Origin of the sequence: Streptomyces sp. NPDC048566, from assembly GCF_043199735.1 — a bacterium.
Classification (GTDB): domain Bacteria; phylum Actinomycetota; class Actinomycetes; order Streptomycetales; family Streptomycetaceae; genus Streptomyces.
In genome coordinates this window covers 24,412-47,306 of record NZ_JBICWL010000030.1, presented here as the reverse complement: position 1 = coordinate 47,306, position 22,895 = coordinate 24,412, and the positions used below count along the sequence as shown (strand labels likewise).

Below are 22,895 nucleotides of genomic sequence, written 5' to 3'. Positions count from 1 at the left end.
GCTCAGAACCTCTCCGGACGGACGAGGGCGAGGACGAGATAGCCCAGCAGGGCGAGGGCCACGACCAGGCCCACGATGTTCTCCGCGGTCACTGCCTGATCACCCCCTTGGCGACGAGTGCCACCAGCGCGAACACCGCGATCGTGGTGACGACGAAGGCCACGTCGGCCATCGTGAGCTCCCGGATGAGATGCGGAACGGAACGGACCCCCCGAGCAAAACCCCTGTTCATCGCCGTGCCGCCGCCGTTGACGCCTCCCATACGGGGCGCCGCGCCGCCTTGACGCATCCCTGATGCGGCGACCGCGCGCGCAGCGGACCGGGGCACGGCGCAACGGGCGGCGTCCGGAGGGACAACCCGGCCGGACCGAGTGTCGGGACCCGCGCTCACCCCCCGGCCGGGCTTACCCTCCGGCCGTGCCGAACATCACGGAGATGCTCAAGCGGCTGGTGATCGGCAGGGCGATGCGCAGCGACGAGCTGCACGGGACCCTGCTGCCCAAACGGCTGGCCCTGCCGATCTTCGCCTCCGACCCGCTGTCGTCCGTGGCCTACGCGACGCAGGAGATCCTCGTCGTCCTGACGCTCGGCGGGCTGACGTACGTGCACTTCACGCCCTGGATCGCGGGCGCGGTGGTGGTACTCCTGACGGTCGTGGTGCTGTCCTACCGGCAGGTGGTGCACGCCTATCCGAGCGGTGGCGGCTCCTACGAGGTGGCGTCGACCAACCTCGGGCCGCGGGCCGGGCTCGTCGTCGCCGCCTCCCTGCTGGTCGACTACGTGATGACGGTGGCCGTCTCCGTCGCCTCCGGCGTCGACAACATCATCTCGGCGATCCCCGCCCTGGCCCCGCAGCGCGTCCTGCTGGCCCTCGTCTTCGTCGCCCTGCTGGCCGCCGTCAACCTGCGCGGGGTACGCGAGTCGGGCCGGGCCTTCGCCGTCCCCACCTACCTGTTCATCGGCGGCGTCCTCATCATGGTGGTCACCGGCCTGGTCCGCTACGCGCTCGGGGACGCGCCGGTCGCCGAGAGCGCCGCCTACGGGGTGCGGCCCGCCCCCGCCGACGCGGACCTGACGGGCCTGGCACTGGTGATGCTGGTGCTGCGCGCCTTCTCCTCGGGCTGCACGGCGCTCACCGGCGTCGAGGCGATCTCCAACGGGGTGCCGGCGTTCCGCAGGCCCAAGTCGCGCAACGCCGCCGCCACGCTGGCGGCCATGGGCGGCCTCGCCATCGCCATGTTCGCCGGCGTCACCACGCTCGCGCTGGTCGCCAAGGTGCACATCACGGACGACGCGTGCCGGCTCACCGGGCTGAGCGGCGACTGCGCGACGTACACCCAGCGCACGGTCATCGCCCAGATCGCGGCGGCCGTGTTCGGCGGGGAGCACAGCCCCGGCTTCTACTTCGTCCAGGCCGTCACGGCGCTCGTGCTGATCCTGGCCGCGAACACCGCCTTCAACGGCTTCCCGCTGCTGGCCTCGATCCTCGCCCGGCACCGCTACCTGCCGCACCAGCTCCACAACCGGGGCGACCGGCTCGCCTTCTCCAACGGCATCATGGCCCTGGCGATCGTCGCGGGCCTGCTGCTGTGGGGCTACCGGGCGAACGTGACCAGCCTCATCCACCTGTACATCCTCGGGGTGTTCACCTCCTTCACGCTGTCCCAGCTCGGCATGGTGCGGCACTGGAACGGCGCGCTGCGCGACGAGACCGACCCGGCCACCCGCCGCCGGCACCACACGGCGCGCGTCGTCAACGGGGTCGGCGCGCTCTTCACGGGCGTCGTCCTCCTGATCGTCCTGGCCACCAAGTTCACCCAGGGCGCGTGGCTGGCGGTCCTCGCGGCGGCGGTGCTGTGGGTGACGATGCGGGCGATCCGGCGGCACTACGACGGCACCGCGGTCGAGCTGGCGGTGACCGACCCGCACGCCGATCTCGTACCACCCGGCCGGGTCCTGGCCATCGTGCTGGTCTCCAAGGCCCACAAACCGACCCTGCGTGCCCTGGCCTACGCGCACGCCACCCACCCCGACCGGCTGGAGGCGCTGACCGTCTCGGTCGACGACCGGGACACCGCCGAGCTGCGCCGGCGCTGGGAGGAGTACGCGATCGACGTGCCGCTGAAGGTCCTCGCCTCCCCCTACCGCGAGATCACCCGCCCGGTGGTCGGCTACGTCCGGTCGGTGCGCCGCGACAGCCCGCGCGACGTCGTCGCCGTGTTCATCCCCGAGTACGTCGTCGGCCACTGGTGGGAGAACGTGCTGCACAACCAGTCCGCGCTCTGGCTCAAGAGCCGGCTGCTGTTCACCCCGGGCGTGATGGTCACGAGCGTGCCCTGGCAGCTCACCTCCTCCGCGCACGCCGACCGGCCGGCCGGGCGCGCCCCCGGTGCCGTCCGGCGGGGCGAACCGGTACCGCCGCAGCCCGCCCGCCACGGCCCCGCGGGCGCGTCGGCGGACACCCGGCCGACCCGCCCGGCGGAGTGAGAGGCCGGTAAGAAGCCCGGTCCGGGGGCTTCCCGCCGGGCCGCACCCACCCCGCGCTTGGCACACTGGTCCGGTGCCCCAGACTGTGCTGCTCGCCGAGGACGACCGCGCCATCCGTCACGCCCTCGAACGGGCGCTGACCCTGGAGGGCTACCGGGTGACGGCCGTCGCCGACGGGGTGGAGGCCCTGGCCCAGGCGCACCGGACCCCGCCGGACGTGCTGGTCCTGGACGTGATGATGCCCGGCATCGACGGCCTCCAGGTCTGCCGCGTGCTGCGCGCGGAGGGCGACCGCACCCCCATTCTGATGCTCACCGCACTCGTCGAGACCGCCGACCGCATCGCCGGTCTCGACGCGGGCGCCGACGACTACGTGGTCAAGCCGTTCGACGTCGAGGAGGTCTTCGCGCGGCTGCGCGCCCTGCTGCGCCGTACCGGCGGCGGCCCGCTCGACGACGGCGCCCCGGCCGCGCCGCCGCGCGAGCCGCGGGCCGCCGCCGCACAGGTCGCCGTGGCCGGGCTGCGCATGGACGTGCAGGCCCGCCGGGTCTGGCGCGGGCAGCGGGAGCTGGAGCTGACCCGGACCGAGTTCGAACTCCTCGAACTGCTGGTCCGCAACGCCGGTGTCGTCCTGGACCACTCCACGATCTACGACCGCATCTGGGGCTACGACTTCGGCCCCGGTTCCAAGAACCTCGCCGTCTACGTCGGCTATCTGCGCCGCAAGCTCGACGAGCCCGGGGCCCCGTCGCTGATCCACACGGTCCGGGGCGTCGGCTACGTCCTCCGGGAGGACTGAGTGCCACCGGGCCCGCCCGGGGAACCCGACCCGCGCGACAAAGCCGGGGGCGCGCCCTCCGGACGGCGGCCGGGGAGGTCCCGCGGCGCGGACGAGGACGCGAGCGCCCGCCCGGCCGGCACCGCCGGGTCCGGTCCGGGGCGCCGGCCGCCCCGGACCGCGTGGGAGTCCCGGTTCCCCGGGCTGTCCCGCCGGCTGCGCCCGCTGTCGTCCCTGCGGGCCGTCTTCACCGTCTCCTTCGCGGCCGTCGCCGCCGCCGTCACCGTGCTCGTCGGCTTCCTCAGCTACGACGCCGCCGCCCGGCTGGTCCGCGTCGACCAGCAGACGGTCTTCGCCGAAGTCGTCCAGGACCTGCGCGACGAGGTGCGCGCCCGCCCCCTGCGGCCCGCGGACTTCGCGGTCTCCGACCCCGACCACGACGGCCCGCTCCACGACATCATCCGGCCCAGCCGCACCGACGTGCAGGTCCTCGGGCCCGGCGGCTCCGTCGTGGACCCCGGCAACCCCCCGCTGCCCGTGACGCGCCAGGACCGGACGGTCGCCGGCGACCCGGCGGCCGGCCGGATCGAGGAGGACAGGGACGTCGAGGCCGCCGACGGCCGCTACCGCCTCGCGACCGTCTCGCTCGGCGGGGGCCGGGGCGCGGTGCAGGTGGCCCAGCAGTTCAGCGACACGGAGGACCTGCTGCGCGAACTCCAGCAGCGGACCGTGCTGCTCGTGGGAGCCGTCGTCGTCGCGGCGGGCCTGTTCGGCTGGTGGCTGGCCCGGCGCATCACCCGGCGGCTGGTGCGGCTCGCCGGAGCGGCCGAGGACGTCGCGCGGACCGGGCACCTCGGCATCCAGGTGCCGGTCACCGGCCACGACGAGGTGGGCCGGCTCGGCCGCTCCTTCGACCGGATGCTGGGCCGCCTCGCCCAGTCCGAGGAGGACCAGCGCCGCCTGGTGCAGGACGCCGGGCACGAACTCCGTACGCCGCTGACCTCGCTGCGCACCAACATCTCCCTGCTCCGCCGGATCGACGAGCTGTCACCGGAGATGCGCGAGGAACTCGTGGCCGACCTCGCGCTGGAGTCCCGGGAGCTGACCGACCTCGTCAACGAACTGGTCGCCCTCGCGGCCGGGCAGTCCGACACCGAGCCCGTGCGCCGCGTCGACCTCGCCGAACTCGCCGAGGACGCGGTGATCGTCGCGCGCCGCCGCACCGGCCGGGAGATCACCCTCGTCGCCACCGGGGACACCGCCCTCGACGGCCGCCCGGCCGCCCTCCAGCGCGCCGTCTCCAACCTCGTGGAGAACGCGGCCAAGTTCGACCGCGGCGGCGGCGAGCCGATCGAGGTGGTGGTGACGGGGCGGCCGGGTGGCCCGGCGGCGCCGGGCGCACGGCCCGGGACCGTCCGCGTCGAGGTCCGCGACCGCGGCCCCGGCATCGGAGCGGACGACCTGGTCCGCGTCTTCGACCGCTTCTACCGCGCCGCCGACGCCCGCAGCCTGCCCGGCTCGGGGCTCGGCCTGTCCATCGTCCGCGAGGTGGCGACCGCCCACGGGGGCACCCCCTTCGCCCACGCCCGCGACGGCGGCGGCACGGTGATCGGCTTCACCGCGGGCGGCTGACCCGGCCCCACCCGGGCCGGAACCACCAGCCCGCGGCCGGGCACGCGCACCGGCGGGACCTCGCACGGTCCGACCAGCCCCCTGTCCGAACCCGAACCGGGCGGAAGAGCACCACCGGAACCCGGAGCGGGACGAGCGCCGGACCGGAGTGCGGGCCGGGGCCGAGCACGGACCCGGCCGGGGTGGGGCCGGGACGACGGACCGTCGGGAGCGCGCTCCGCGCCCGAGCCGGTGACGCGGTCACGCCACCGGCCGGACCGCGGGCCGGGGCGCCGCCCCGGACCGCGGCGGGCGCGGACGGGCGCGGAGCCGCTCAGGGCCGCAGCGCCGCGAGCCGCTCCTCGAACGGGACCACCCGGAACCCGTCGGCACGGGCGCCCGGGACTCCCTGGGCGGGCCGGGGGGAACCGGAGTCGGCCGGGCCGGCGGCGGAAGCCGCGGCGGCGGCCGGGGTCTGCGCCGGTCCGCCGGCCGGGGCGGACAGCGACGCCGCCAGCTCCCCCGCGGCCCGGTCGATCCGCTCCGCCAGCCCCTCGGCCCCCCAGTCCTCCGAGGCCGCGTACACCCCGGTGGGGACGACCACGGCGCGCAGGTAGGAGAACAGGGGCCGCAGGCCGTGGTCGAGGACCAGGGAGTGCCGCCCGGTGCCCCCGGTCGCCGCGATCAGCACCGGCTTGCCGACGAGGGCGTCCTTGTCGAGGACGTCGAAGAAGGACTTGAACAGTCCGCTGTAGGAGGCGGAGAACACCGGGGTGACGACGATCAGGCCGTCCGCCGACGTCACCTCGTCGAGCGCCTCCGCCAGGGGCTTCGAGGGGAAGCCGCCGGTGAAGGCGTGGGCGATCTCGACGGCGAGATCGCGCAGCTCGACGACGCGGACGTCGGCGGGCCCGGCACCGGGGAGCCGGTCGGCCGTCGCCGCCGCCAGCCGGTCGGCCAGCAGCCGGGTGGACGACGGGACGCTCAGCCCCGCCGAGACGACGACGAGTTTCATACGGTGGTCACCTCCTGCGCGGCGGCCACCCGGGCCGCGTGGGTCGGCGCGTCCGGCACGTCGGCCGGCCGCCGCTTGGCGAACTCCTCGCGCAGCACCGGCACGACCTGCTCGCCGAGGAGGTCGAGCTGCTCCAGCACGGTCTTCAGGGGCAGCCCGGCGTGGTCCATCAGGAACAGCTGGCGCTGGTAGTCGCCGGCGTAGTCGCGGAACGCCAGCGTCTTCTCGATCACCTGCTGCGGCGAGCCGACGGTCAGCGGTGTCTGCTCGGTGAAGTCCTCCAGCGAGGGTCCGTGCCCGTACACCGGCGCGTTGTCGAAGTAGGGCCGGAACTCGCGCACCGCGTCCTGCGAGTTGGGCCGCATGAAGACCTGGCCGCCGAGGCCGACGATCGCCTGCTCGGCGGTGCCGTGCCCGTAGTGCGCGTACCGCTCGCGGTACAGCTCGACCATCTTCCTGGTGTGGTCGGCGGGCCAGAAGATGTTGTTGTGGAAGAAGCCGTCGCCGTAGTAGGCGGCCTGTTCGGCGATCTCCGGCGAGCGGATGGAGCCGTGCCAGACGAACGGCGGGATTCCGTCCAGCGGGCGCGGCGTCGCGGTGAACGACTGGAGCGGCGTCCGGAACCTGCCCTCCCACGTCACCACGTCCTCGCGCCACAGGCGGTGCAGCAACGCGTAGTTCTCCACGGCGAGGTTGATGCCCTGCCGGATGTCCTGGCCGAACCAGGGATAGACGGGACCGGTGTTGCCGCGGCCCATCATGAGGTCGACCCGGCCGTCCGCGAGGTGCTGGAGCATCGCGTAGTCCTCGGCGATCTTCACCGGGTCGTTGGTGGTGATCAGCGTGGTGGAGGTGGACAGCACGAGCCGCTCGGTGCGCGCGGCGACGTAGCCGAGCAGCGTGGTGGGGGACGAGGGGACGAACGGCGGGTTGTGGTGCTCGCCGGTGGCGAACACGTCGAGGCCGACCTCCTCGGCCTTCCGCGCGATGGCGACCATGGCCTTGATGCGCTCGTGCTCGCTCGGCTCCCGTCCCGTGGTCGGGTCCGAAGTCACGTCGCCGACGCTGAAGATCCCGAACTGCATGGCCACTCACCCTCCAAGTTGTTGACGGTTCAACTATACCTCTGAACCGTCGCTCCCACCCCGGTATTCCGGGCACCGCGAGGCAGCCGTCCCGGGCACCGCGAGGCAGCCGTTGACGGCACGGCGAGGCAGCCGTTCCGGGTACCGTCCGGCACCGCGGGCACCGCCGTCCCGGCCGCTGTCGGTCGCCCGTCCTACGATCGGCGCATGGCCGCTCCACGCCGTGACACCCGAGGCATCGTCGACGCCGCGGACCTCATCGCGCACGTCCGCTTCCGCCGGCACCGGCCCGCCGAGCCGCTGCGCCCCTACCTGGAGCACTACTGGCTGATCGACTGGGACCTTGCCGAGCCGTACGCCACGCACGTGGTCCCCCACCCCTCGGTCAACATCGTCTTCCAGCGGTACGCGGACGCGGCGCCCTTCGCGGAGGTGGCCGGCATCGGACTCGGCCTGTTCACCCGGAAACTGGAGGGGAGGGGCAGGGTGTGCGGCATCCAGTTCCGCCCCGGCGGCTTCCGCCCCTTCGCCCCCGGCCGCCCCCTCACCGCCCTCACGGGCCGGGAAGTGCCCCTCGCCGAGGTCCTCCCCGGCACCGCGGACGCCGTCGCCGCCGTCCTCGACCCGGACGGCGAGCGGGACCGGGTCGCCGCCCTCGACGCCTTCCTCCTCGGCCTCGCCCCGCGCCCCGATCCCCGCGCCGCCCTCGCGGCCGACCTGGTCGACCTCATCCGCACGGACCGCACCATCCGCGCCGTCGGCCCGTTCGCCGCCGCCCACGGCCTGTCGGTGCGCGCCCTCCAGCGCCTGTTCGCCGAGTACGTCGGCGTCGGCCCCAAGTGGATCATCCTGCGGTACCGCATCCACGAGGCCCTGGAGCACGCGGAGGGGTCCGCCCCCGTGAACTGGGCCGCCCTCGCGGCCGACCTCGGCTACGCGGACCAGGCCCACCTCGTCCGCGACTTCACCGCGACCGTCGGCGTACCCCCGACGGCCTACGCGGTCAACCGCAGACCGCCCTCCTGACCGTGCCGGGGCGCCCGGGCGCCCCGCCCGCCCCTTCCTAGAACGCGTACACGTCCCCCGTGTCCAGGGCCAGGACCTGCTGCCGGTCGTTCGCGTGGTTGCGGTCCACCGAACCGCCGCCCCACACCGTGTCCAGCCCCAGCGTCACCTCGGAGGCCGCGTCCCGCAGCCGCACCGTCAGCCGGATCTCCTCGCCCGTCCCGTCGGCCGGCAGCGGCCCCGTGCGGCACACCACCACCTGCTCCCCCGCCCGCGCGCATCCGGCGGGCAGGTCCTGCGCGCCGCCCAGCGGCGCCGACCAGCGCAGCCTCACCGTCGCGTCGTCCACCGCGTCCGGACCGTGGTTGCGCGGCGTGAGCCGGACGTCGATCCGCCCCGCGGCCATGGCCACGGTCCCGTGGTAGGCGAGGTCGGCCTCGGGCACCCCCGCGTCGGCGGCACCGCCCGCCACCCCTCCCGCCAGCACGGCACCCGAACCCAGCAGACCCACCGCAGTCAGCATCCACATGACCTTTTCCTCCGCCGCTCTTCCTCCGCCGGCCCGAGACCGTCACGATCATCGGGTCATCAACCCACCGTCCCCGGATGTATCCCACCCTGACCGCGCCGCAGGCGCCCTCCATCAGGTGACACCCGGCCGCCGCCCGTCCGGCGCCGCCGCCGTGCCGGGCCCCGCACCCCTCGTGCCACAGTGGCCCCATGCTCGTCGCCCGCTCGGCCGCCCTCTTCGTCCTCGCCGCCCTCTTCGAGATCGGCGGTGCCTGGCTGGTCTGGCAGGGCGTGCGCGAGCACCGCGGCCCGTGGTGGACCGGCGCGGGCGTACTGGCCCTCGCCGTGTACGGGTTCGTGGCCACCCGCCAGCCGGACGCCGAGTTCGGCCGCGTCCTGGCCGCGTACGGCGGCGTCTTCGTGGCCGGCTCCCTCGCCTGGGGGATGGTCGCCGACGGCTACCGTCCCGACCGCTGGGACGTCACCGGTGCCCTGATCTGCCTGGCCGGCATGGCCATGATCATGTACGGCCCGCGCGGCGGCGGCTGAGGCGGGCGCGACCGCGGACCGCCCCGGCCCGCCCGGCCGGGGCCGCCTATCCTTGCCGCAGGCACCCGTCCGCCCCGGCCCCCGTCGGCACGGCGGCCGGCGGTACGACGCCACCCCCCGAGGAGCAGGAGCAGCCGTATGACCCCCGCCGCCGCGTCCCGTATCGCCGTCATCACCGGCGCCAGCAGCGGAATCGGCGCCGCGACGGCCCGGCAGCTCGCGGCGGAGGGCTACCGCGTGGTCGTCACCGCGCGCCGCAAGGACCGCATCGAGGCGCTCGCGGAGGAGATCACCGCGGCCGGCGGCCAGGCGACGGCGTACGCGCTGGACGTCACCGACCGTGCGGCGGTCGACGCCTTCGCGACGGCGTTCACGACGATCGGGGTGCTGGTGAACAACGCGGGCGGCGCACTCGGCGCCGACCCGGTCGCGACCGGCGACCCCGCGCACTGGCGCCGGATGTACGAGACGAACGTCATCGGCACGCTGAACGTGACCCAGGCCCTGCTGCCCGCGCTCACCGCGAGCGGCGACGGCACGGTGGTCGTCCTGTCCTCGACGGCGGGCCACGGCACCTACGAGGGCGGCGGCGGCTACGTGGCCGCCAAGCACGCCGAGCACGTCCTCGCGGAGACCCTGCGCCTGGAGATCGTCGGCACGCCGGTGCGGGTCGTCGAGGTCGCGCCCGGCATGGTGAAGACCGAGGAGTTCGCGCTGACCCGCTTCGGCGGGGACGCCGAGAAGGCGGCGCAGGTGTACGCGGGCGTCGCCGAGCCCCTCACCGCCGACGACGTCGCGGAGACCATCACCTGGGCGGTCACCCGCCCGAGCCACGTCAACATCGACCTGCTGGTGGTGCGCCCCCGCGCCCAGGCGTCGAACACCAAGGTCCACCGGGAGCGGTGATGCCCACCCCGGCGTCACCCGAGGACCGGCTCCCCGCGGACGAGGGCGAGAAGGCCCGCCTCGCCCTGGAGAAGAAGCGCGAACGCTACGTCTGGTACTACCTCGCGTACTTCCTCTTCGGCATCCACATCATCGCCTTCGTCATGATCTACGCGGTCCTGCACGCGAAGTGACGCCCGGGGGCGCGCCTGGTGGCTCCCCGAGCACCCGCGCGAAAGGGCCCGAGCCACAGACGGCTCGGGCCCTTTCGGCAGGTCACCCCTGTTCGCGACTCAGCCCTTCACGCACACGACCTGCTTGAGCTTGGCCACGACCTCCACGAGGTCGCGCTGCTGGTCGATGACCTTCTCGATCGACTTGTAGGCACCCGGGATCTCGTCCACGACGCCGGAGTCCTTGCGGCACTCCACGCCCTGGGTCTGGTCCTCCAGGTCCTTCGTCGAGAAGCGCCGCTTCGCGGCGTTCCGGCTCATGCGCCGACCCGCGCCGTGCGAGGCGGAGTTGAAGGACTTCTCGTTGCCGAGGCCCTTCACGATGTACGAACCGGTGCCCATCGAGCCGGGAATGATCCCGTACTCACCGGCCCGGGCGCTGATGGCCCCCTTGCGGGTGACGAGCAGGTCCATGCCGTCGTAGCGCTCGATGTTCACGTAGTTGTGGTGGCAGCTGACCTCCGGCTCGAAGGTCGGCTTCGCCTTCTTGAACTCCTTGCGGACCACGTCCTTCAGGAGCGCCATCATGAGCGTCCGGTTGTTCTTCGCGTACTCCTGCGCCCAGAACAGGTCGTTGCGGTAGGCCGCCATCTGCGGCGTGTCCGCGACGAACACGGCGAGGTCCCGGTCGACGAGGCCCTGGTTGTGCGGGAGCCTCTGGGCCACGCCGATGTGATGCTCGGCCAGTTCCTTGCCGATGTTCCGGGATCCGGAGTGCAGCATGAGCCAGACAGAACCGGTCGTATCCGTGCACACTTCGACAAAGTGGTTTCCGGATCCGAGCGTTCCCATCTGCTTCAGCGCCCGCTCCTGACGGAACTTGACCGCATCGGCCACACCGTCGAACCGCCCCCAGAAGTCGTCCCAGCCCGCGGTGGGCAGGCCGTGGAAGGCGTCCGGGGTGATCGGGGAGTCGTGCATGCCGCGGCCGACCGGGATCGTCTGCTCGATCCGGGAGCGGAGACGGGACAGATCGCCCGGCAGGTCCTCGGCCGTCAGGGACGTGCGGACCGCGGACATGCCACAGCCGATGTCGACGCCCACCGCCGCGGGACACACCGCGTCCCGCATCGCGATGACGGAGCCGACCGTCGCGCCCTTGCCGTAGTGGACGTCCGGCATGACCGCGAGTCCCTTGATCCACGGCAGGGTCGCCACGTTCCGGAGCTGGCGCAGCGCGCCCTCCTCGACCGACGCCGGGTCGGCCCACATGCGGATGGGAACCTTGGCCCCCGGCATCTCTACATACGACATATCATCCTCGATCCCCCGGAAAGTAACAGAAGCCTCACATCGCAAAACCGGCGCCTAGGTCGACGTTTGGGACAACGGACCGGCGTCCACGGCTGCGCGTGCGATACACATTGTCTCCAGGGGCCGCCCCCGTGCGGCAACCGAATAACCACAGGACACCCGGGCCGAAGCACCCCGGGAAACCGTCGAGAGGAGCCTGACCGTGCAGCGGAAGGCGTACGTACCCGGCGCGGCCGTGCTCCTCGCGGCCCTGCTGGCGGGCTGCACCGGCGCCTCGGACGAGGGGGGTTCACCGGCCGACTCCAAGGGCGGCGACACCGGCACGACCACCGCCGCGGCCCAGCCGGGGAAGTACCGCACCCTCCCGGAGGCGTGCGGCGCCGTCGACCACGACACGCTCGACGCGCTGCTCCCCGGCGTCGAACAGCTCACCGACCCCGCGCAGCAGGAGAAGGCGTACCAGGGCGCGGCCGCGCTCACCTACGACACCGACCGCCGGGACGGCTGCACGTGGAAGGTCGAGTCGGCCTCCGCCACCGACCGCCTCTCCATCGACTTCGAGCGGGTCGTGTCGTACGACAACGCGGTGAGCGACGACGGCAAGGCCGAGGAGCTCTACACCACCCGCGAGACGGCGGCGGACCTTCCCGAGCCCGTGGCCTCCGGCACCGGCTCCCCGTCGAGCACCGACGACTCCACGGCCACCCCGAGCAGGGCCGCCGGCAAGGGCGGTGACGACGCGGGCGACGACGGCGCGGACGCCTCCGACCCCGCGCCCTCTGGCTCCCCCTCCCCCACGCGGACTCCCGCCGCGGTCCAGCCCCGCGTCCTGGACGACCTGGCGGACCAGGCGTTCCTGGACGACACCCTCGGCACCGGCTCCTCGGCCGCCCGACAGCGCACGGTGACTGTGGTGTTCCGCACGTCGAACGTCATCGTGACGATCGAGTACGCGGAGCAGCCGACGGCTTCCGGGAGCACCCCGAACAGCGAGGAAATGCAGGACAGAGCCCGGAAACTGGCCGCGAAGCTGGCCGGCCGGCTCGACGGCTGACGGATCGCCGGCCCGCTCGGGCGCCCGTGCGCGAACCGCCCGAACCGGAACCGGCCCGGCGGATCACCGCGTACCGTGGCCCCTCGGACCCGACCGGTCGCACGTGCCGTGTGCGGCCGGACCACGAGCGCCACGAGTGAAGGAACCATGCACCGACCAGTACAGCGAGTAGGCCGAGCACCGCGACTCACCCGCATCCTCGTCAGCGCAGCCGCCGTCCCGGCGGTCCTCGTCGCCGCGGGCTGCTCCTCGGACTCCGGCTCGGACGCGCACCAGGGCGCGAGCGCGACGCCGGACGCGAAGAAGTCCGCGAGCCCCACGGCACCCGCCGTCAAGCCCGCGGCGTACGCGACGCTTCCCCAGCCGTGCTCGGTCCTGTCGAAGAAGACGCTCGGCGATCTCGTGCCGAAGGCGAAGGCGTCGGGCAAGAAGGGCACGTCGGACGACGCGTCGCAGCGCGGCAACTGCAACTGGAGCAGCCTCGACAACAACGGCGTCAAGGGCTCGCAGTTCCGCTGGCTGAACGTGGCGCTGCTGCGCTTCGACTCGGACGCGCGCGGTGCGGGCGACGAGCAGGCGCACGCGTACTACGGCAAGCAGGTCGCGGGCGCGCAGGCGGTGGAGGGCGCGAAGGGCGCCAAGTCGGCCGCGGTCGCCGGGACGGGCGACGAGGCGACGGCCGTGCACTACGACCTGAAGAAGAAGGAAGGCTCCTTCAAGCAGCAGACGGTCGTGGCGCGCGTGGAGAACGTGGTCGTCACGGTCGACTACAACGGCGCCGGCCTCGCGGGCGAGAAGACGCCCGACTCCGGCGACCTGCTGAAGGCGGCGCAGAAGGCCGCGAAGGAGGCCGTGGCGGCGGTGTCCGCGGCGAACGAGGACGGCGGCTCGGGCAGTTCCTCCCCGTCGAAGGGCTCCTCCGCGAAGCCGTCCTCCGGCACGAGCGAGTCCGCGAGCCCGTCGGCGTCGAAGTCGGCGGCCAAGGACGACTGAGCGGACCGCGCCGGGTGCGGAAGCCCAACTTCCGCTCTGAGCAGGACCGTTGCGCGAGCCCGGCGCCGCAGGGTGCTGGGCTCCTCGCATGCCGGGCACCCGGAGGCCGCACACATGTGCCACTCTGTTGCGCGCAACAACACGCAAGGGGAGGGGAGTACAGGTGTCCGCGCCCATCCAGCTGACTCGGATGCACAAGATACTCATCGGCGTGGTCGTCGCCGGTGCGGTCGTCATCGCCGGGATCGGCTTCGCCGGTTCGTACGCGGCGGTCCGTGAGCTGGCGATCAAGAAGGGTTTCGGGAACTTCAGCTACGTCTTCCCGATCGGCATCGACGCGGGCATCTGCGTCCTGCTCGCCCTGGACCTGCTGCTGACCTGGATCCGCATCCCGTTCCCCCTGCTGCGGCAGACCGCGTGGCTGCTGACCGCCGCGACGATCGCCTTCAACGGCGCCGCCGCCTGGCCCGACCCCCTCGGCGTCGGCATGCACGCCGTGATCCCGGTGCTGTTCGTGGTCTCCGTCGAGGCGGCCCGGCACGCCATCGGCCGCATCGCCGACATCACCGCCGACAAGCACATGGAGGGCGTCCGCCTCACCCGCTGGCTGCTCTCCCCCGTCCCCACCTTCCTCCTCTGGCGGCGGATGAAGCTGTGGGAACTGCGGTCCTACGAGCAGGTCATCAAGCTGGAGCAGGACCGCCTCGTCTACCAGGCCCGGCTGCACTCCCGCTTCGGCCGCGGCTGGCGCCGCAAGGCCCCCGTCGAGTCGCTGATGCCGCTGCGCCTGGCGCGCTACGGCGTCCCGCTCGCCGAGACGGCCCCCTCCGGGCTCGCCGCGGCGGGCATCGAGCCGGCCCTGCTGCCGCCGGCGCCCGCGGCCACGGCGGCGGAGCTGCCGGCCGCCGCCCCCGCGGCGAGCCGGCCGGAGCTGGCGGCGCACCCCGCCCCGGCCGGTGCGGAGCCGCCGGCCGGGGACCGGACCGAGGCCGCCGCCCGCGCCCGCGCGCAGGAGCGGCCCCGGGACGAGGCGCCCCGGCCGCCCGAGCCGGAGCCGGAGCCGGAGGGAAGCCCCTGGTTCTCCCCGCCCCAGGACATCGCCTACGAGGGCGGCTACGACCCGTCGTACGTGCCGGAGGAGCAGTACCGGCAGTGGTACGAGGAGCAGCAGGCGCAGGCGTACGAGCCGGGCCCCGAGGAGACGGGCACCTTCCCGATCCCGGCGGGCCCCGGCCGCACCCGCCAGCTCGGCGAGGGGCACGCCCCGCAGCCCGAGCAGCTCCCGATCCCCGCCCCGCGCGAGGAGCAGTCCGAGGTGCCGGCTCAGGTGCCGGTCCCGGTGCCGGCGCCGGTGCCGGACGAGAAGGCCCAGGAGGAGGCGTACTACCAGGTGTTCCGCCAGTCCATAGACGGCAGCTTCCCCACGCCGCGGGTCCTCGGCGACAACATCGAGGCCACCTACGGCACGACGCTGAGCCCGAGCGCGCTGAAGAACCTCACGGAGCGCTTCCAGAACCGCTTCAACGCGGAGCTGGAGGAGGACCACATCGCGTAGGCCGCACCGGCCCGGCCGACGACGGCCGGGCACGCGGAAGGGGGCGCCCTAAGAACACCGGGCGCCCCCTTCCGCGTCACCGCGGCGGACCTCAGGCGGAGAGCAGCTTGCGGACCCGGTCCTGGCCGACCGCGAGGAGCAGCGTGGGCAGGCGCGGGCCGGTGTCGCGGCCGACGAGCAGGTGGTAGAGCAGCGCGAAGAAGGTGCGCTGGGCGACCTTGATCTCGGCGGGCAGTTCCTTGGCGGTGGCGTCGGCGGAGAAGCCGGCCTGCACCTTGGGAACGCCGTAGACGAGATGGGTCAGGCCGTCCAGGGACCAGTTGCGCTCCAGCCCGTCGAGCAGCAGGCGCAGCGACTCGCGGCCCCGCTCGTCCAGGGACGTGATGAGGTCGACGTCCGGCTCTCCGCGCACGACCGTGCGCTCCTCGGCGGGGACCTGGGTGTTGATCCAGGTCTCGGCCTTGTCGAGCCGGGGGCGGACCTCGTCGAGCGAACCGAGCGGGTTCGCCGGGTCCAGCTCGCTCAGGATGCGCAGCGTCTGGTCCTCGGCGCCGGCGGTGATGTCGGCGACGGAGGCCAGGGTGCGGTAGGCCAGCGGGCGGGCCGTGCGGGGCAGCTCCCCGGCGGCGGTGCCGACGGCGCGGCTGTACGCGGCGGCGTCCGCCGGCAGCACGGACCCGTCGGCGACCTTGCCGGCGAGCTTGTCCCACTCGTCGTACAGCCGCTGGATCTCCTGGTCGAAGGCGATCTTGAACGACTGGTTGGGCCGGCGGCGGGCGTACAGCCACCGCAGCAGCTGCGGCTCCATGATCTGGAGAGCGTCGGCCGGGGTGGGCACCCCGCCCTTGCTGCTGGACATCTTGGCCATGCCGCTGATGCCGACGAAGGCGTACATGGGCCCGATGGGCTGCTTCCCGCCGAACAGGCCGACGATCTGCCCGCCCACCTGGAAGCTGGAGCCGGGCGAGGAGTGGTCGACACCGCTGGGCTCGAAGACCACGCCCTCGTGCGCCCAGCGCATCGGCCAGTCGACCTTCCAGACGAGCTTGCCGCGGTCGAACTCGCTGAGCAGGACCGTCTCGGAGAAGTCACAGGCGGTGCACGTGTAGGTCAGCTCGGTCGTCGCGTCGTCGTAGGACGTGACGGTCGTGAAGTCCTTGCCGCACCGGCCGCAGTACGGCTTGTACGGGTAGTACCCGGAGGTGGAGCTGCCGTCGTCCTCGGCGGCGGCGCCGGAGCCCTCGGCGGCCTCCAGCTCGGCCGCGTCGACCGGCTTCTGCCCCTGCTGCTTCTTCGCGGGCGCCTTCCTGGTGCGGTACTGCTCCAGGATGGCGTCGATGTCACCCCGGTGCCTCATCGCGAACAGGACCTGCTCGCGGTAGGCGCCCGTGGTGTACTGCTCGGTCTGGCTGATCCCGTCGTACTCGACGCCGAGGTCGGCGAGCGCCTCGGTCATCGCGGCCTTGAAGTGCTCGGCCCAGTTCGGGTACGCCGAGCCCTCGGGCGCCGGGACGGAGGTCAGCGGCCGGCCGATGTGCTCGGCCCAGGACGCGTCGACGCCCGCGACACCGGCCGGCACCTTGCGGTAGCGGTCGTAGTCGTCCCAGGAGATCAGGTGGCGCACGGTGTGCCCGCGGCGGCGGATCTCGTCGGCGACCAGGTGCGGCGTCATGACCTCGCGCAGGTTGCCGAGGTGGATCGGGCCGGACGGGGAGAGACCGGACGCGACGACGACGGGTTTGCCCGGGGCCCGACGCTCCGACTCCTCGATGACCTCGTCCGCGAAACGGGAGACCCAGTCGGTGGTCTCGGTGCTCTGAGCCACGATCGGCACGTCCTTCTTTCTCATACGCCAGTACGGCTGACCGGACCATTCTCCCAGCTCGGCCCGCAACCGCGAAAACGGCTTTTCACCGCGTGGGATACTGGCTTTCCTGTACGCAGGAACCCTGGAACCCGACTAGAACGGCAGCCACTCCATGGCCTCGGTCACGTCCCTCACCGCTTCCGTCCACCAGCGCCTCGCGGACGCCCTCTCGGCAGCCCTGCCGGAGGCCGGTTCCGCGGACCCGCTGCTGCGCCGAAGCGACCGGGCCGACTTCCAGGCCAACGGCATCCTCGCCCTCGCGAAGAAGGCGAAGGCGAACCCTCGCGACCTGGCGGCGCAGGTGGTGGGGAAGGTGACGTCCGGCGACCTGATCAAGGACGTCGAGGTCTCCGGGCCCGGCTTCCTGAACGTCACGGTCGCCGACTCCGCGATCGTCCGGAACCTGGCGGAGCGGTACGCCGACGGCGCGCGGCTCGGCGTTCCCCGCGCGGAGCACCCCGGCACGACGGTGATCGACTACGCCCAGCCGAACGTGGCGAAGGAGATGCACGTCGGCCACCTGCGGTCCGCGGTGATCGGCGACGCGGTGGTGCAGATCCTGGAGTTCACCGGCGAGTCCGTCGTGCGGCGGCACCACATCGGCGACTGGGGCACCCAGTTCGGCATGCTCATCCAGTACCTGATCGAGCACCCGCACGAGCTGGACCACCAGGGCGGCGAGGTCTCCGGCGAGGAGGCCATGTCGAACCTGAACCGCCTCTACAAGGCGGCGCGGACCGTCTTCGACTCCGACGAGGAGTTCAAGACGCGGGCGCGGCGCCGGGTGGTGGACCTCCAGGCGGGCGAGCCGGAGACGCTGGCCCTGTGGCAGAAGTTCGTGGACGAGTCGAAGATCTACTTCTACTCGGTCTTCGACAAGCTCGACATGGAGATCCGGGACGCGGACGTGGTCGGCGAGTCCGGCTACAACGCCATGCTGGACGAGACGTGCCGGCTGCTGGAGGAATCGGGTGTCGCGGTCCGCTCGGACGGCGCGCTGTGCGTCTTCTTCGACGACGTCAAGGGCCCGGACGGCAACCCGGTCCCTCTGATCGTCAGGAAGTCGGACGGCGGCTACGGCTACGCGGCGACCGACCTGTCCGCGATCCGCGACCGGGTCTTCGGCCTGAAGGCGTCGACCCTGCTGTACGTGGTGGACGCCCGGCAGTCGCTGCACTTCAAGATGGTCTTCGAGACGGCACGCCGGGCGGGCTGGCTGAACGACGACGTGACCGCGCACCAGCTCGCGTTCGGCACCGTGCTGGGCAAGGACGGCAAGCCGTTCAAGACCCGTGAGGGCGAGACGGTGCGGCTGGTGGACCTGCTCGACGAGGCGATCGACCGGGCCACGACCGTGGTCCGGGAGAAGGCCGAGAAGGTGGGCCTGAGCGAGGCGGAGATCGAGGAGAACGGCCGGTACGTCGGCATCGGCGCCGTGAAGTACGCCGACCTGTCGACCTCCGCCGTCCGGGACTACAAGTTCGACCTGGACCAGATGGTCTCGCTGAACGGCGACACCTCGGTGTACCTCCAGTACGCCTACGCCCGTATCCGCTCCATCTTCGGCAAGGCGGGCGACCGCACGCCGGCGGCCCACCCGGAGCTGGAACTGGCCCCGGCCGAGCGGGCCCTGGGCCTGCACCTGGACCGGTTCGGGGAGACGCTGGAGGAGGTCGCCGCGGAGTACGCGCCGCACAAGCTGGCGGCGTACCTCTACCAACTGGCCTCGCTCTACACCACGTTCTACGACCAGTGCCCGGTCATCAAGCCGGCCCCGGCCCAGGAGGTCGCGGAGAACCGCCTGTTCCTCTGCGACCTGACGGCCCGCACCCTCCACCAGGGCATGTCCCTGCTGGGGATCAGGACGCCCGAGCGGCTCTGAGCACCGGCCGCAGGCGCGGCACCTCGGACGGCCCCGGCGCGGCGGTGACACCACCGCCGCGCCGGGGCCGTCGGCCGTTCCGACGCGCCGCCGCGGACGGACGCCTGCCGTCACGGCTTTCCGGGCGGCTGCGGCCCGTGCGACCGCAACCACGCCAGAAGCCCCCGCAAGGTGCCCTGACTCTCCGCCGCGGCCTGCCGGAACGCCTCCAGCCGGGTCACGTGGTGATCCACGGGCCGCGGATCGTAACCGCGACGTACCAGGGCGAAGGGGTACGGCGGGTCCGCCTCACCGTGCAGCAGCGTGACGGCGTTTCGCTCCCGGTCGGCCTGACGCCGGAAACAGGCGTCGAGCTGCTGGGAACCGTGCTGCAGGAGACGGCGGGCCCGGCTGGAGTAGGGGCTCCGGCTCAGCAGGGCGAGTTCGTCCTTGATCTTGCCCTCCAGATAGGTCACCTGGGCCATGCTGCGCTCGTAGGCGTCGACGACGAGTGCGATGCGCTTGTCCACGTCGTCACGGTCGTAACCCCGGCGGACCAGTTCGAACCCGGCGTGCCCGAGGGACGCGAGGCCCGCGGGCCGCTCGGCGCCCGTGCCGAGCAGCAGGTCGCTCGTGCCGGCCGACGACGACGCGGGCGCGAGAACCCCCTCGCCGGGGGAGGCGAGGAATCCCGGCGGGAATCCCGCCGGTGCCTCCCGCTCCCCGCGGCCCGCCCCGGCCGCCGGCGGTCCCGAGGCGCGCCGGGCCTCGGCGCCGAGTAGCCCGACCTCGGCGGCGACGTCCTTCAGCAACCGGTCGGCTTCGGCTCGGGCCTCCGCCACAAGGTGTTCGGCCCGCGCCCGGGCGGCGGCGAGGAGGCCGGCCACCTCCGCCGTGCGGCACTCCGCCTCCGTCTCGGCCTGCGCCATGAGGTGAGCCGCCTGGCCCTTCGCCTCGGCGACGGAATGACGCGCTTCGTCCGCCGCGTCGGCCAGGATCTCCTCGGCCGTCTTCCGTGCCTCTCCGATGATCCGCCCGGCCTCCTCCTTGCTGTCGGACATCAGGGCCTCCGACTCCCGGCGAACACGGTCGGTGTCCCGCGCCGTACGGGACCACAGGTCTCCGGCCCGCTGCAGAAGGTGTGTTCCCAGCACGTCGTGGTGGTCCGCCACCGCCGACGCCACGACCTGCCGCCCCTCCGTCAGGACGGCCTGGTCGACAAGCACCGCGGTCAGCGCCTGGTGCACGTCGGCCGCGTACGCCGGGCGGTCCTCCGGGCGCTTCGCGAGGAGGCGGAGGATGATCTCGTTCAGCGCCTCGGGGAGGTCTTCGACCAGCGCGGCGGGCGGTGTCGGTGCGTCCTCCATGTGCATGCGCAGCACGGCGAGCATGCCCGAACCGACGAACGGGGGCCGGCCGGTGACCGCGTGGTAGAGCAGGCAGCCCAGCGAGTACAGATCGCTGCGGTGGTCGATCTCCCGCGTCCCCAGGGCCTGCTCCGGAGACATGTACGGCGGAGACCCCAGGACGGCTCCGGTGACCGTGAGTTCGTGCGCGGTCAGGGTGTCGCCCACGAACTTGGCCACCCCGAAGTCCAGTACCTTGATCCTCCCGTCGACCGCGAGGAGGACGTTGGCCGGCTTGACATCACGGTGGATGACGTCGAACTGGTGGGCCGTGGCCAGGGCCCGGGCGATCTGGAGACCCCAGCCGACAGCCTGCGGCCACGCGGACGGGGACTCCTTGAGCCGCTCTCTGAGCGAGACACCGTGGACGAGTTCCATCACGAGGTAGAGCAGCGGCCGCTGGCCCGGCCGAACCACCTCACCCCAGTCGTGAACCGTGACGATGTTCTGATGGGAGAGCCGGCCCGCCAGTTGCACCTCCCGCCGGAAGCGGGCCATGGTCTCGGCCTCCTCCATGCCGTACGGGGCATGGACCAGTTTGACCGCGACGGAGCGCCGCATCCGTTCGTCCAGTGCCGACCAGACCTCGCCCATCCCGCCCGAGCCGATCCGTCTCCGCATCCGGAAACGGTCGTCGATCAGCACGTCCTCCATCATCGCCCCCAACCCCTCACTGCCCGCGGTTCCGGTCAGGAGCCACTCGAACCACCGGACGTGCCGAAGGAACCGCCGGCCAGTCGACGGAGCCGGCGAGCCTCCTCGTCGATGAAGGACGCGACCCCCGCGGACCCCGTGGTTCCGGCCAGTCCGCTCATCCGGAGTTCCGCCGCAAGGCCGGTGAAGTAGTGCGCCGTGCCGAAGAGTTCGTTCTCGGCGTCCCTTCCGGAGGCTTCCGTCAGGCGGGTGGCGTCGTCCAGAACCCGACGGACCTGCTGGCGGATCTCGTCCTGGGCCCCCTGGTCGAGTTCCACCGCCCGTTCCACCCGGGCGAGGATGGAGTGGCAGGACCGGACCACCGCTCGGTCGAGCCGGTCCTCCCGACTGGTCACGGTGTTCAGCACCACCCCGGCGTTGATGGTCCCTTGGGCGATGCGCGAGACGGCACGGCCCGCCTCGTATCGGCGGATGTCGATGGCGGTCGTGGAACCGAGGGCCGCACGGAAGCACAGGTGGATGTGGAACTCGCTCTCGTGCGGTTGCACGGGCAGGTCGTCCCTGCCGGCGAACACCACGTCGTTCCCCCGCCGCACGCCGAGGAAGCCGACCCCGTAGAGGGTGTCGATGATCCCGTCGAGCGTCAGCGCGTCGCCGTACGCCGGGAACAATCGGTGCAGCGTGTCCGCGGCGGTGGCCAGCCGGCCGCCCAGCGCGGTGCGCGTGACGACGTATCCGGTGTTCTGGAACAGCGGGAAGAGATGCTTCAGGAAGGGATGCGACACCAGGTATTCGAGGCCGAGGTCCTTGAGTTTCCAGTCCGAGAACTGCCGGCCCGCCTGCCGCACGTCGGCCTCGGTGATCCGCTCGCGCCCGTGCGTGAGGTGTGCGGTCTCCTGGCAGAGGTTGAGGAACTGGATGGCGTCGCGCGGCCGCGGCAGACATCGGCTGAACAGATACTCGGCCGTGTCCTCACCGTCCACGGACACGGGGAAGATGTCCCGCCAGAGCTGTTCCTCGGTCAACAGCGGACCGACCGAGGCCCGCGCCCGGGCCAGAGCCATCTCGCGCAGTGCCTGCTCGCTCCACACGATGCGCACTTCGTCACCGTGGAACTTGTCGCCCTCGCCGAACGAGAGCGAGTCGTAGATGTCCGACCGCAGGAAGAGCAGCAGCCGCACGGACTTCCCGTAGAGACTCGCCGCATGCTTCGCGGCGAGGAGCAGGCCGATGACCATCGAGTTGCTGTCGGGCTCCGCCGACCACACCAGCTCCAGCTGATCCACCATCAGAAGCAGCGGGGGATGCCCGGGCGTGCAGGCCAGGTCCGCGAAGGCCCGGGCCACGCCCTTCTCGAGGACGTCCAGTTGCCGGCTCGCCCGGGCTCCCTCGGAGACGGGCTGCCCGTTCAGGTCGACGCTCGCCTTGACCCCGAAGGCTTCCAGCGAAAGCGAGTTGAGCATGGTGGTGACCCCGCGGGTCAGTTCCTGGCCGTCGCCGTCCGGGGACTCGCCGTTCTGCTTCAGGAAGCGGGCCAGGGTCTTGACCGAGTCCTTCTTCTCGTCGTGCTCGGCCCTGGCGTGCGCCACGACGTGCCGTGCGGCATGCACCGCGAAGAGGTAGCGCCAGACCAGCGCCTTGGCGGAGTCACCCGGCAGACCCTGCAGCTCGAACCGCCTGATCTCCTCCCCGGCCGCCTCGTCCGGACTGACCAGCGCCCTGCCTCGGCTGTGACCGTTCTCCGCCACGAGACGCATGCAGATGGCGGACTTGCCGGAGCCCTTGCGGCCGATGACGAGCATCTTGCGCCCGCTCACCGCGGCGCGGTAGGCCGCCGTCGGCAGGAAACCTCCGCGGAGGAGGAGACCGTCCCGCACATCCCGTTCGGCGTCCTCCCGACCGAAGTGCAACTGCTCCAGCACAGACATCTCAGGCACCCCCCTGCCCCTGGACCGTTGCCCACGGTCGCCTGTCCCACGCTATCCACTGCTGTGGACAGAGGAGGGCCTGTTGCCGGTTCCGCCCGTCGCGACCTCGTACGGATGAGAACGACGGGCGGACCCCTCGCGGCTCCCGCACCTCGGGGGCGGGCT

At 72.6% G+C, this 22,895-nt stretch carries 20 protein-coding genes; 11 read left to right on the top strand and 9 right to left on the bottom strand.

The window, feature by feature from the left end:
• Window positions 1–2: 2 nt before the first annotated feature.
• Both kdpF and ACGFS9_RS29215 read right to left on the bottom strand, forming a co-directional pair.
• Window positions 3–92 carry a K(+)-transporting ATPase subunit F gene (gene kdpF, locus ACGFS9_RS29220; protein WP_393257227.1) on the bottom strand — a complete coding sequence of 30 codons (90 nt, stop codon included), beginning with the start codon at window positions 90–92 and terminating at the stop codon, window positions 3–5.
• Entirely contained in the window at window positions 89–262 is a 174-nt protein-coding gene (locus ACGFS9_RS29215; protein ID WP_393257226.1) for a hypothetical protein, read from the bottom strand. Before ACGFS9_RS29215 ends, kdpF begins: the two co-directional genes overlap by 4 nt.
• Window positions 263–435: 173 nt before the next feature.
• Between ACGFS9_RS29215 and ACGFS9_RS29210 the strand changes: the two genes are divergently transcribed.
• The 3 genes from ACGFS9_RS29210 to ACGFS9_RS29200 all read left to right on the top strand — a co-directional run bounded on the left by ACGFS9_RS29210 (window position 436) and on the right by ACGFS9_RS29200 (window position 4,897).
• Window positions 436–2,487, top strand: coding sequence for an APC family permease (locus ACGFS9_RS29210; protein ID WP_393257252.1), 2,052 nt, complete (start codon window positions 436–438; stop codon window positions 2,485–2,487).
• 73 nt (window positions 2,488–2,560) lie between these two features.
• Window positions 2,561–3,286 carry a response regulator transcription factor gene (locus tag ACGFS9_RS29205; RefSeq protein WP_393257225.1) on the top strand — a complete coding sequence of 242 codons (726 nt, stop codon included), beginning with the start codon at window positions 2,561–2,563 and terminating at the stop codon, window positions 3,284–3,286.
• Between the two features lie 183 nt (window positions 3,287–3,469).
• The gene (locus ACGFS9_RS29200; protein ID WP_393257251.1) at window positions 3,470–4,897 is read left to right on the top strand and encodes an ATP-binding protein; all 1,428 of its coding nucleotides are present in this window, start codon (window positions 3,470–3,472) and stop codon (window positions 4,895–4,897) included.
• 313 nt (window positions 4,898–5,210) lie between these two features.
• On the opposite strand, the gene ACGFS9_RS29195 is transcribed toward ACGFS9_RS29200, so the two are convergent.
• Together ACGFS9_RS29195 and ACGFS9_RS29190 are read right to left on the bottom strand one after the other, a co-directional pair.
• Window positions 5,211–5,891, bottom strand: coding sequence for an FMN reductase (locus ACGFS9_RS29195; RefSeq protein WP_393257224.1), 681 nt, complete (start codon window positions 5,889–5,891; stop codon window positions 5,211–5,213).
• Window positions 5,888–6,976 carry an LLM class flavin-dependent oxidoreductase gene (locus ACGFS9_RS29190; protein ID WP_393257223.1) on the bottom strand — a complete coding sequence of 363 codons (1,089 nt, stop codon included), beginning with the start codon at window positions 6,974–6,976 and terminating at the stop codon, window positions 5,888–5,890. The genes ACGFS9_RS29195 and ACGFS9_RS29190 overlap by 4 nt, the downstream gene beginning before the upstream one ends.
• A gap of 207 nt (window positions 6,977–7,183) precedes the next feature.
• Here ACGFS9_RS29190 and ACGFS9_RS29185 point away from each other — a divergent pair, with 207 nt between their 5' ends.
• Window positions 7,184–8,002 carry a DUF6597 domain-containing transcriptional factor gene (locus ACGFS9_RS29185; RefSeq protein ID WP_393257222.1) on the top strand — a complete coding sequence of 273 codons (819 nt, stop codon included), beginning with the start codon at window positions 7,184–7,186 and terminating at the stop codon, window positions 8,000–8,002.
• Between the two features lie 37 nt (window positions 8,003–8,039).
• On the opposite strand, the gene ACGFS9_RS29180 is transcribed toward ACGFS9_RS29185, so the two are convergent.
• Window positions 8,040–8,510 carry a hypothetical protein gene (locus ACGFS9_RS29180; protein WP_393257221.1) on the bottom strand — a complete coding sequence of 157 codons (471 nt, stop codon included), beginning with the start codon at window positions 8,508–8,510 and terminating at the stop codon, window positions 8,040–8,042.
• Between the two features lie 191 nt (window positions 8,511–8,701).
• Between ACGFS9_RS29180 and ACGFS9_RS29175 the strand changes: the two genes are divergently transcribed.
• The 3 genes from ACGFS9_RS29175 (at window position 8,702) to ACGFS9_RS29165 (ending at window position 10,119) form a co-directional block, all read left to right on the top strand.
• Complete coding sequence (locus tag ACGFS9_RS29175) at window positions 8,702–9,040, top strand: YnfA family protein (protein ID WP_393257220.1); 339 nt, start codon at window positions 8,702–8,704, stop codon at window positions 9,038–9,040.
• A 138-nt stretch (window positions 9,041–9,178) separates the two neighbouring features.
• On the top strand, window positions 9,179–9,946 hold the full coding sequence (locus ACGFS9_RS29170) for an SDR family NAD(P)-dependent oxidoreductase (protein ID WP_393257219.1): 768 nt from the start codon (window positions 9,179–9,181) through the stop codon (window positions 9,944–9,946).
• Window positions 9,946–10,119, top strand: coding sequence for a hypothetical protein (locus ACGFS9_RS29165; RefSeq protein ID WP_393257218.1), 174 nt, complete (start codon window positions 9,946–9,948; stop codon window positions 10,117–10,119). Before ACGFS9_RS29170 ends, ACGFS9_RS29165 begins: the two co-directional genes overlap by 1 nt.
• A gap of 99 nt (window positions 10,120–10,218) precedes the next feature.
• On the opposite strand, the gene ACGFS9_RS29160 is transcribed toward ACGFS9_RS29165, so the two are convergent.
• Entirely contained in the window at window positions 10,219–11,412 is a 1,194-nt protein-coding gene (locus ACGFS9_RS29160; RefSeq protein ID WP_393257217.1) for an RtcB family protein, read from the bottom strand.
• A 202-nt stretch (window positions 11,413–11,614) separates the two neighbouring features.
• Here ACGFS9_RS29160 and ACGFS9_RS29155 point away from each other — a divergent pair, with 202 nt between their 5' ends.
• The 3 genes from ACGFS9_RS29155 (at window position 11,615) to ACGFS9_RS29145 (ending at window position 15,014) form a co-directional block, all read left to right on the top strand.
• Window positions 11,615–12,466 carry a DUF3558 domain-containing protein gene (locus tag ACGFS9_RS29155; RefSeq protein WP_393257216.1) on the top strand — a complete coding sequence of 284 codons (852 nt, stop codon included), beginning with the start codon at window positions 11,615–11,617 and terminating at the stop codon, window positions 12,464–12,466.
• Between the two features lie 147 nt (window positions 12,467–12,613).
• Window positions 12,614–13,459 carry a DUF3558 domain-containing protein gene (locus tag ACGFS9_RS29150; protein ID WP_393257215.1) on the top strand — a complete coding sequence of 282 codons (846 nt, stop codon included), beginning with the start codon at window positions 12,614–12,616 and terminating at the stop codon, window positions 13,457–13,459.
• Window positions 13,460–13,622: 163 nt separating this feature from the next.
• Entirely contained in the window at window positions 13,623–15,014 is a 1,392-nt protein-coding gene (locus tag ACGFS9_RS29145; protein ID WP_393257214.1) for a DUF2637 domain-containing protein, read from the top strand.
• 91 nt (window positions 15,015–15,105) lie between these two features.
• Here ACGFS9_RS29145 and lysS read toward each other — a convergent pair whose 3' ends face one another.
• Window positions 15,106–16,848, bottom strand: coding sequence for a lysine--tRNA ligase (lysS, locus tag ACGFS9_RS29140; protein ID WP_393257213.1), 1,743 nt, complete (start codon window positions 16,846–16,848; stop codon window positions 15,106–15,108).
• Between the two features lie 145 nt (window positions 16,849–16,993).
• Between lysS and argS the strand changes: the two genes are divergently transcribed.
• Window positions 16,994–18,763: an arginine--tRNA ligase gene (argS, locus tag ACGFS9_RS29135; RefSeq protein WP_393257212.1), complete on the top strand. Its 1,770-nt coding sequence runs from the start codon at window positions 16,994–16,996 to the stop codon at window positions 18,761–18,763.
• 110 nt (window positions 18,764–18,873) lie between these two features.
• On the opposite strand, the gene ACGFS9_RS29130 is transcribed toward argS, so the two are convergent.
• Together ACGFS9_RS29130 and ACGFS9_RS29125 are read right to left on the bottom strand one after the other, a co-directional pair.
• Window positions 18,874–20,805 (bottom strand): protein kinase, encoded by a 1,932-nt coding sequence (locus tag ACGFS9_RS29130; protein WP_393257211.1) that lies wholly within the window; start codon window positions 20,803–20,805, stop codon window positions 18,874–18,876.
• A gap of 32 nt (window positions 20,806–20,837) precedes the next feature.
• Window positions 20,838–22,730 carry a P-loop ATPase, Sll1717 family gene (locus tag ACGFS9_RS29125; RefSeq protein WP_393257250.1) on the bottom strand — a complete coding sequence of 631 codons (1,893 nt, stop codon included), beginning with the start codon at window positions 22,728–22,730 and terminating at the stop codon, window positions 20,838–20,840.
• Window positions 22,731–22,895 lie beyond the last annotated feature (165 nt).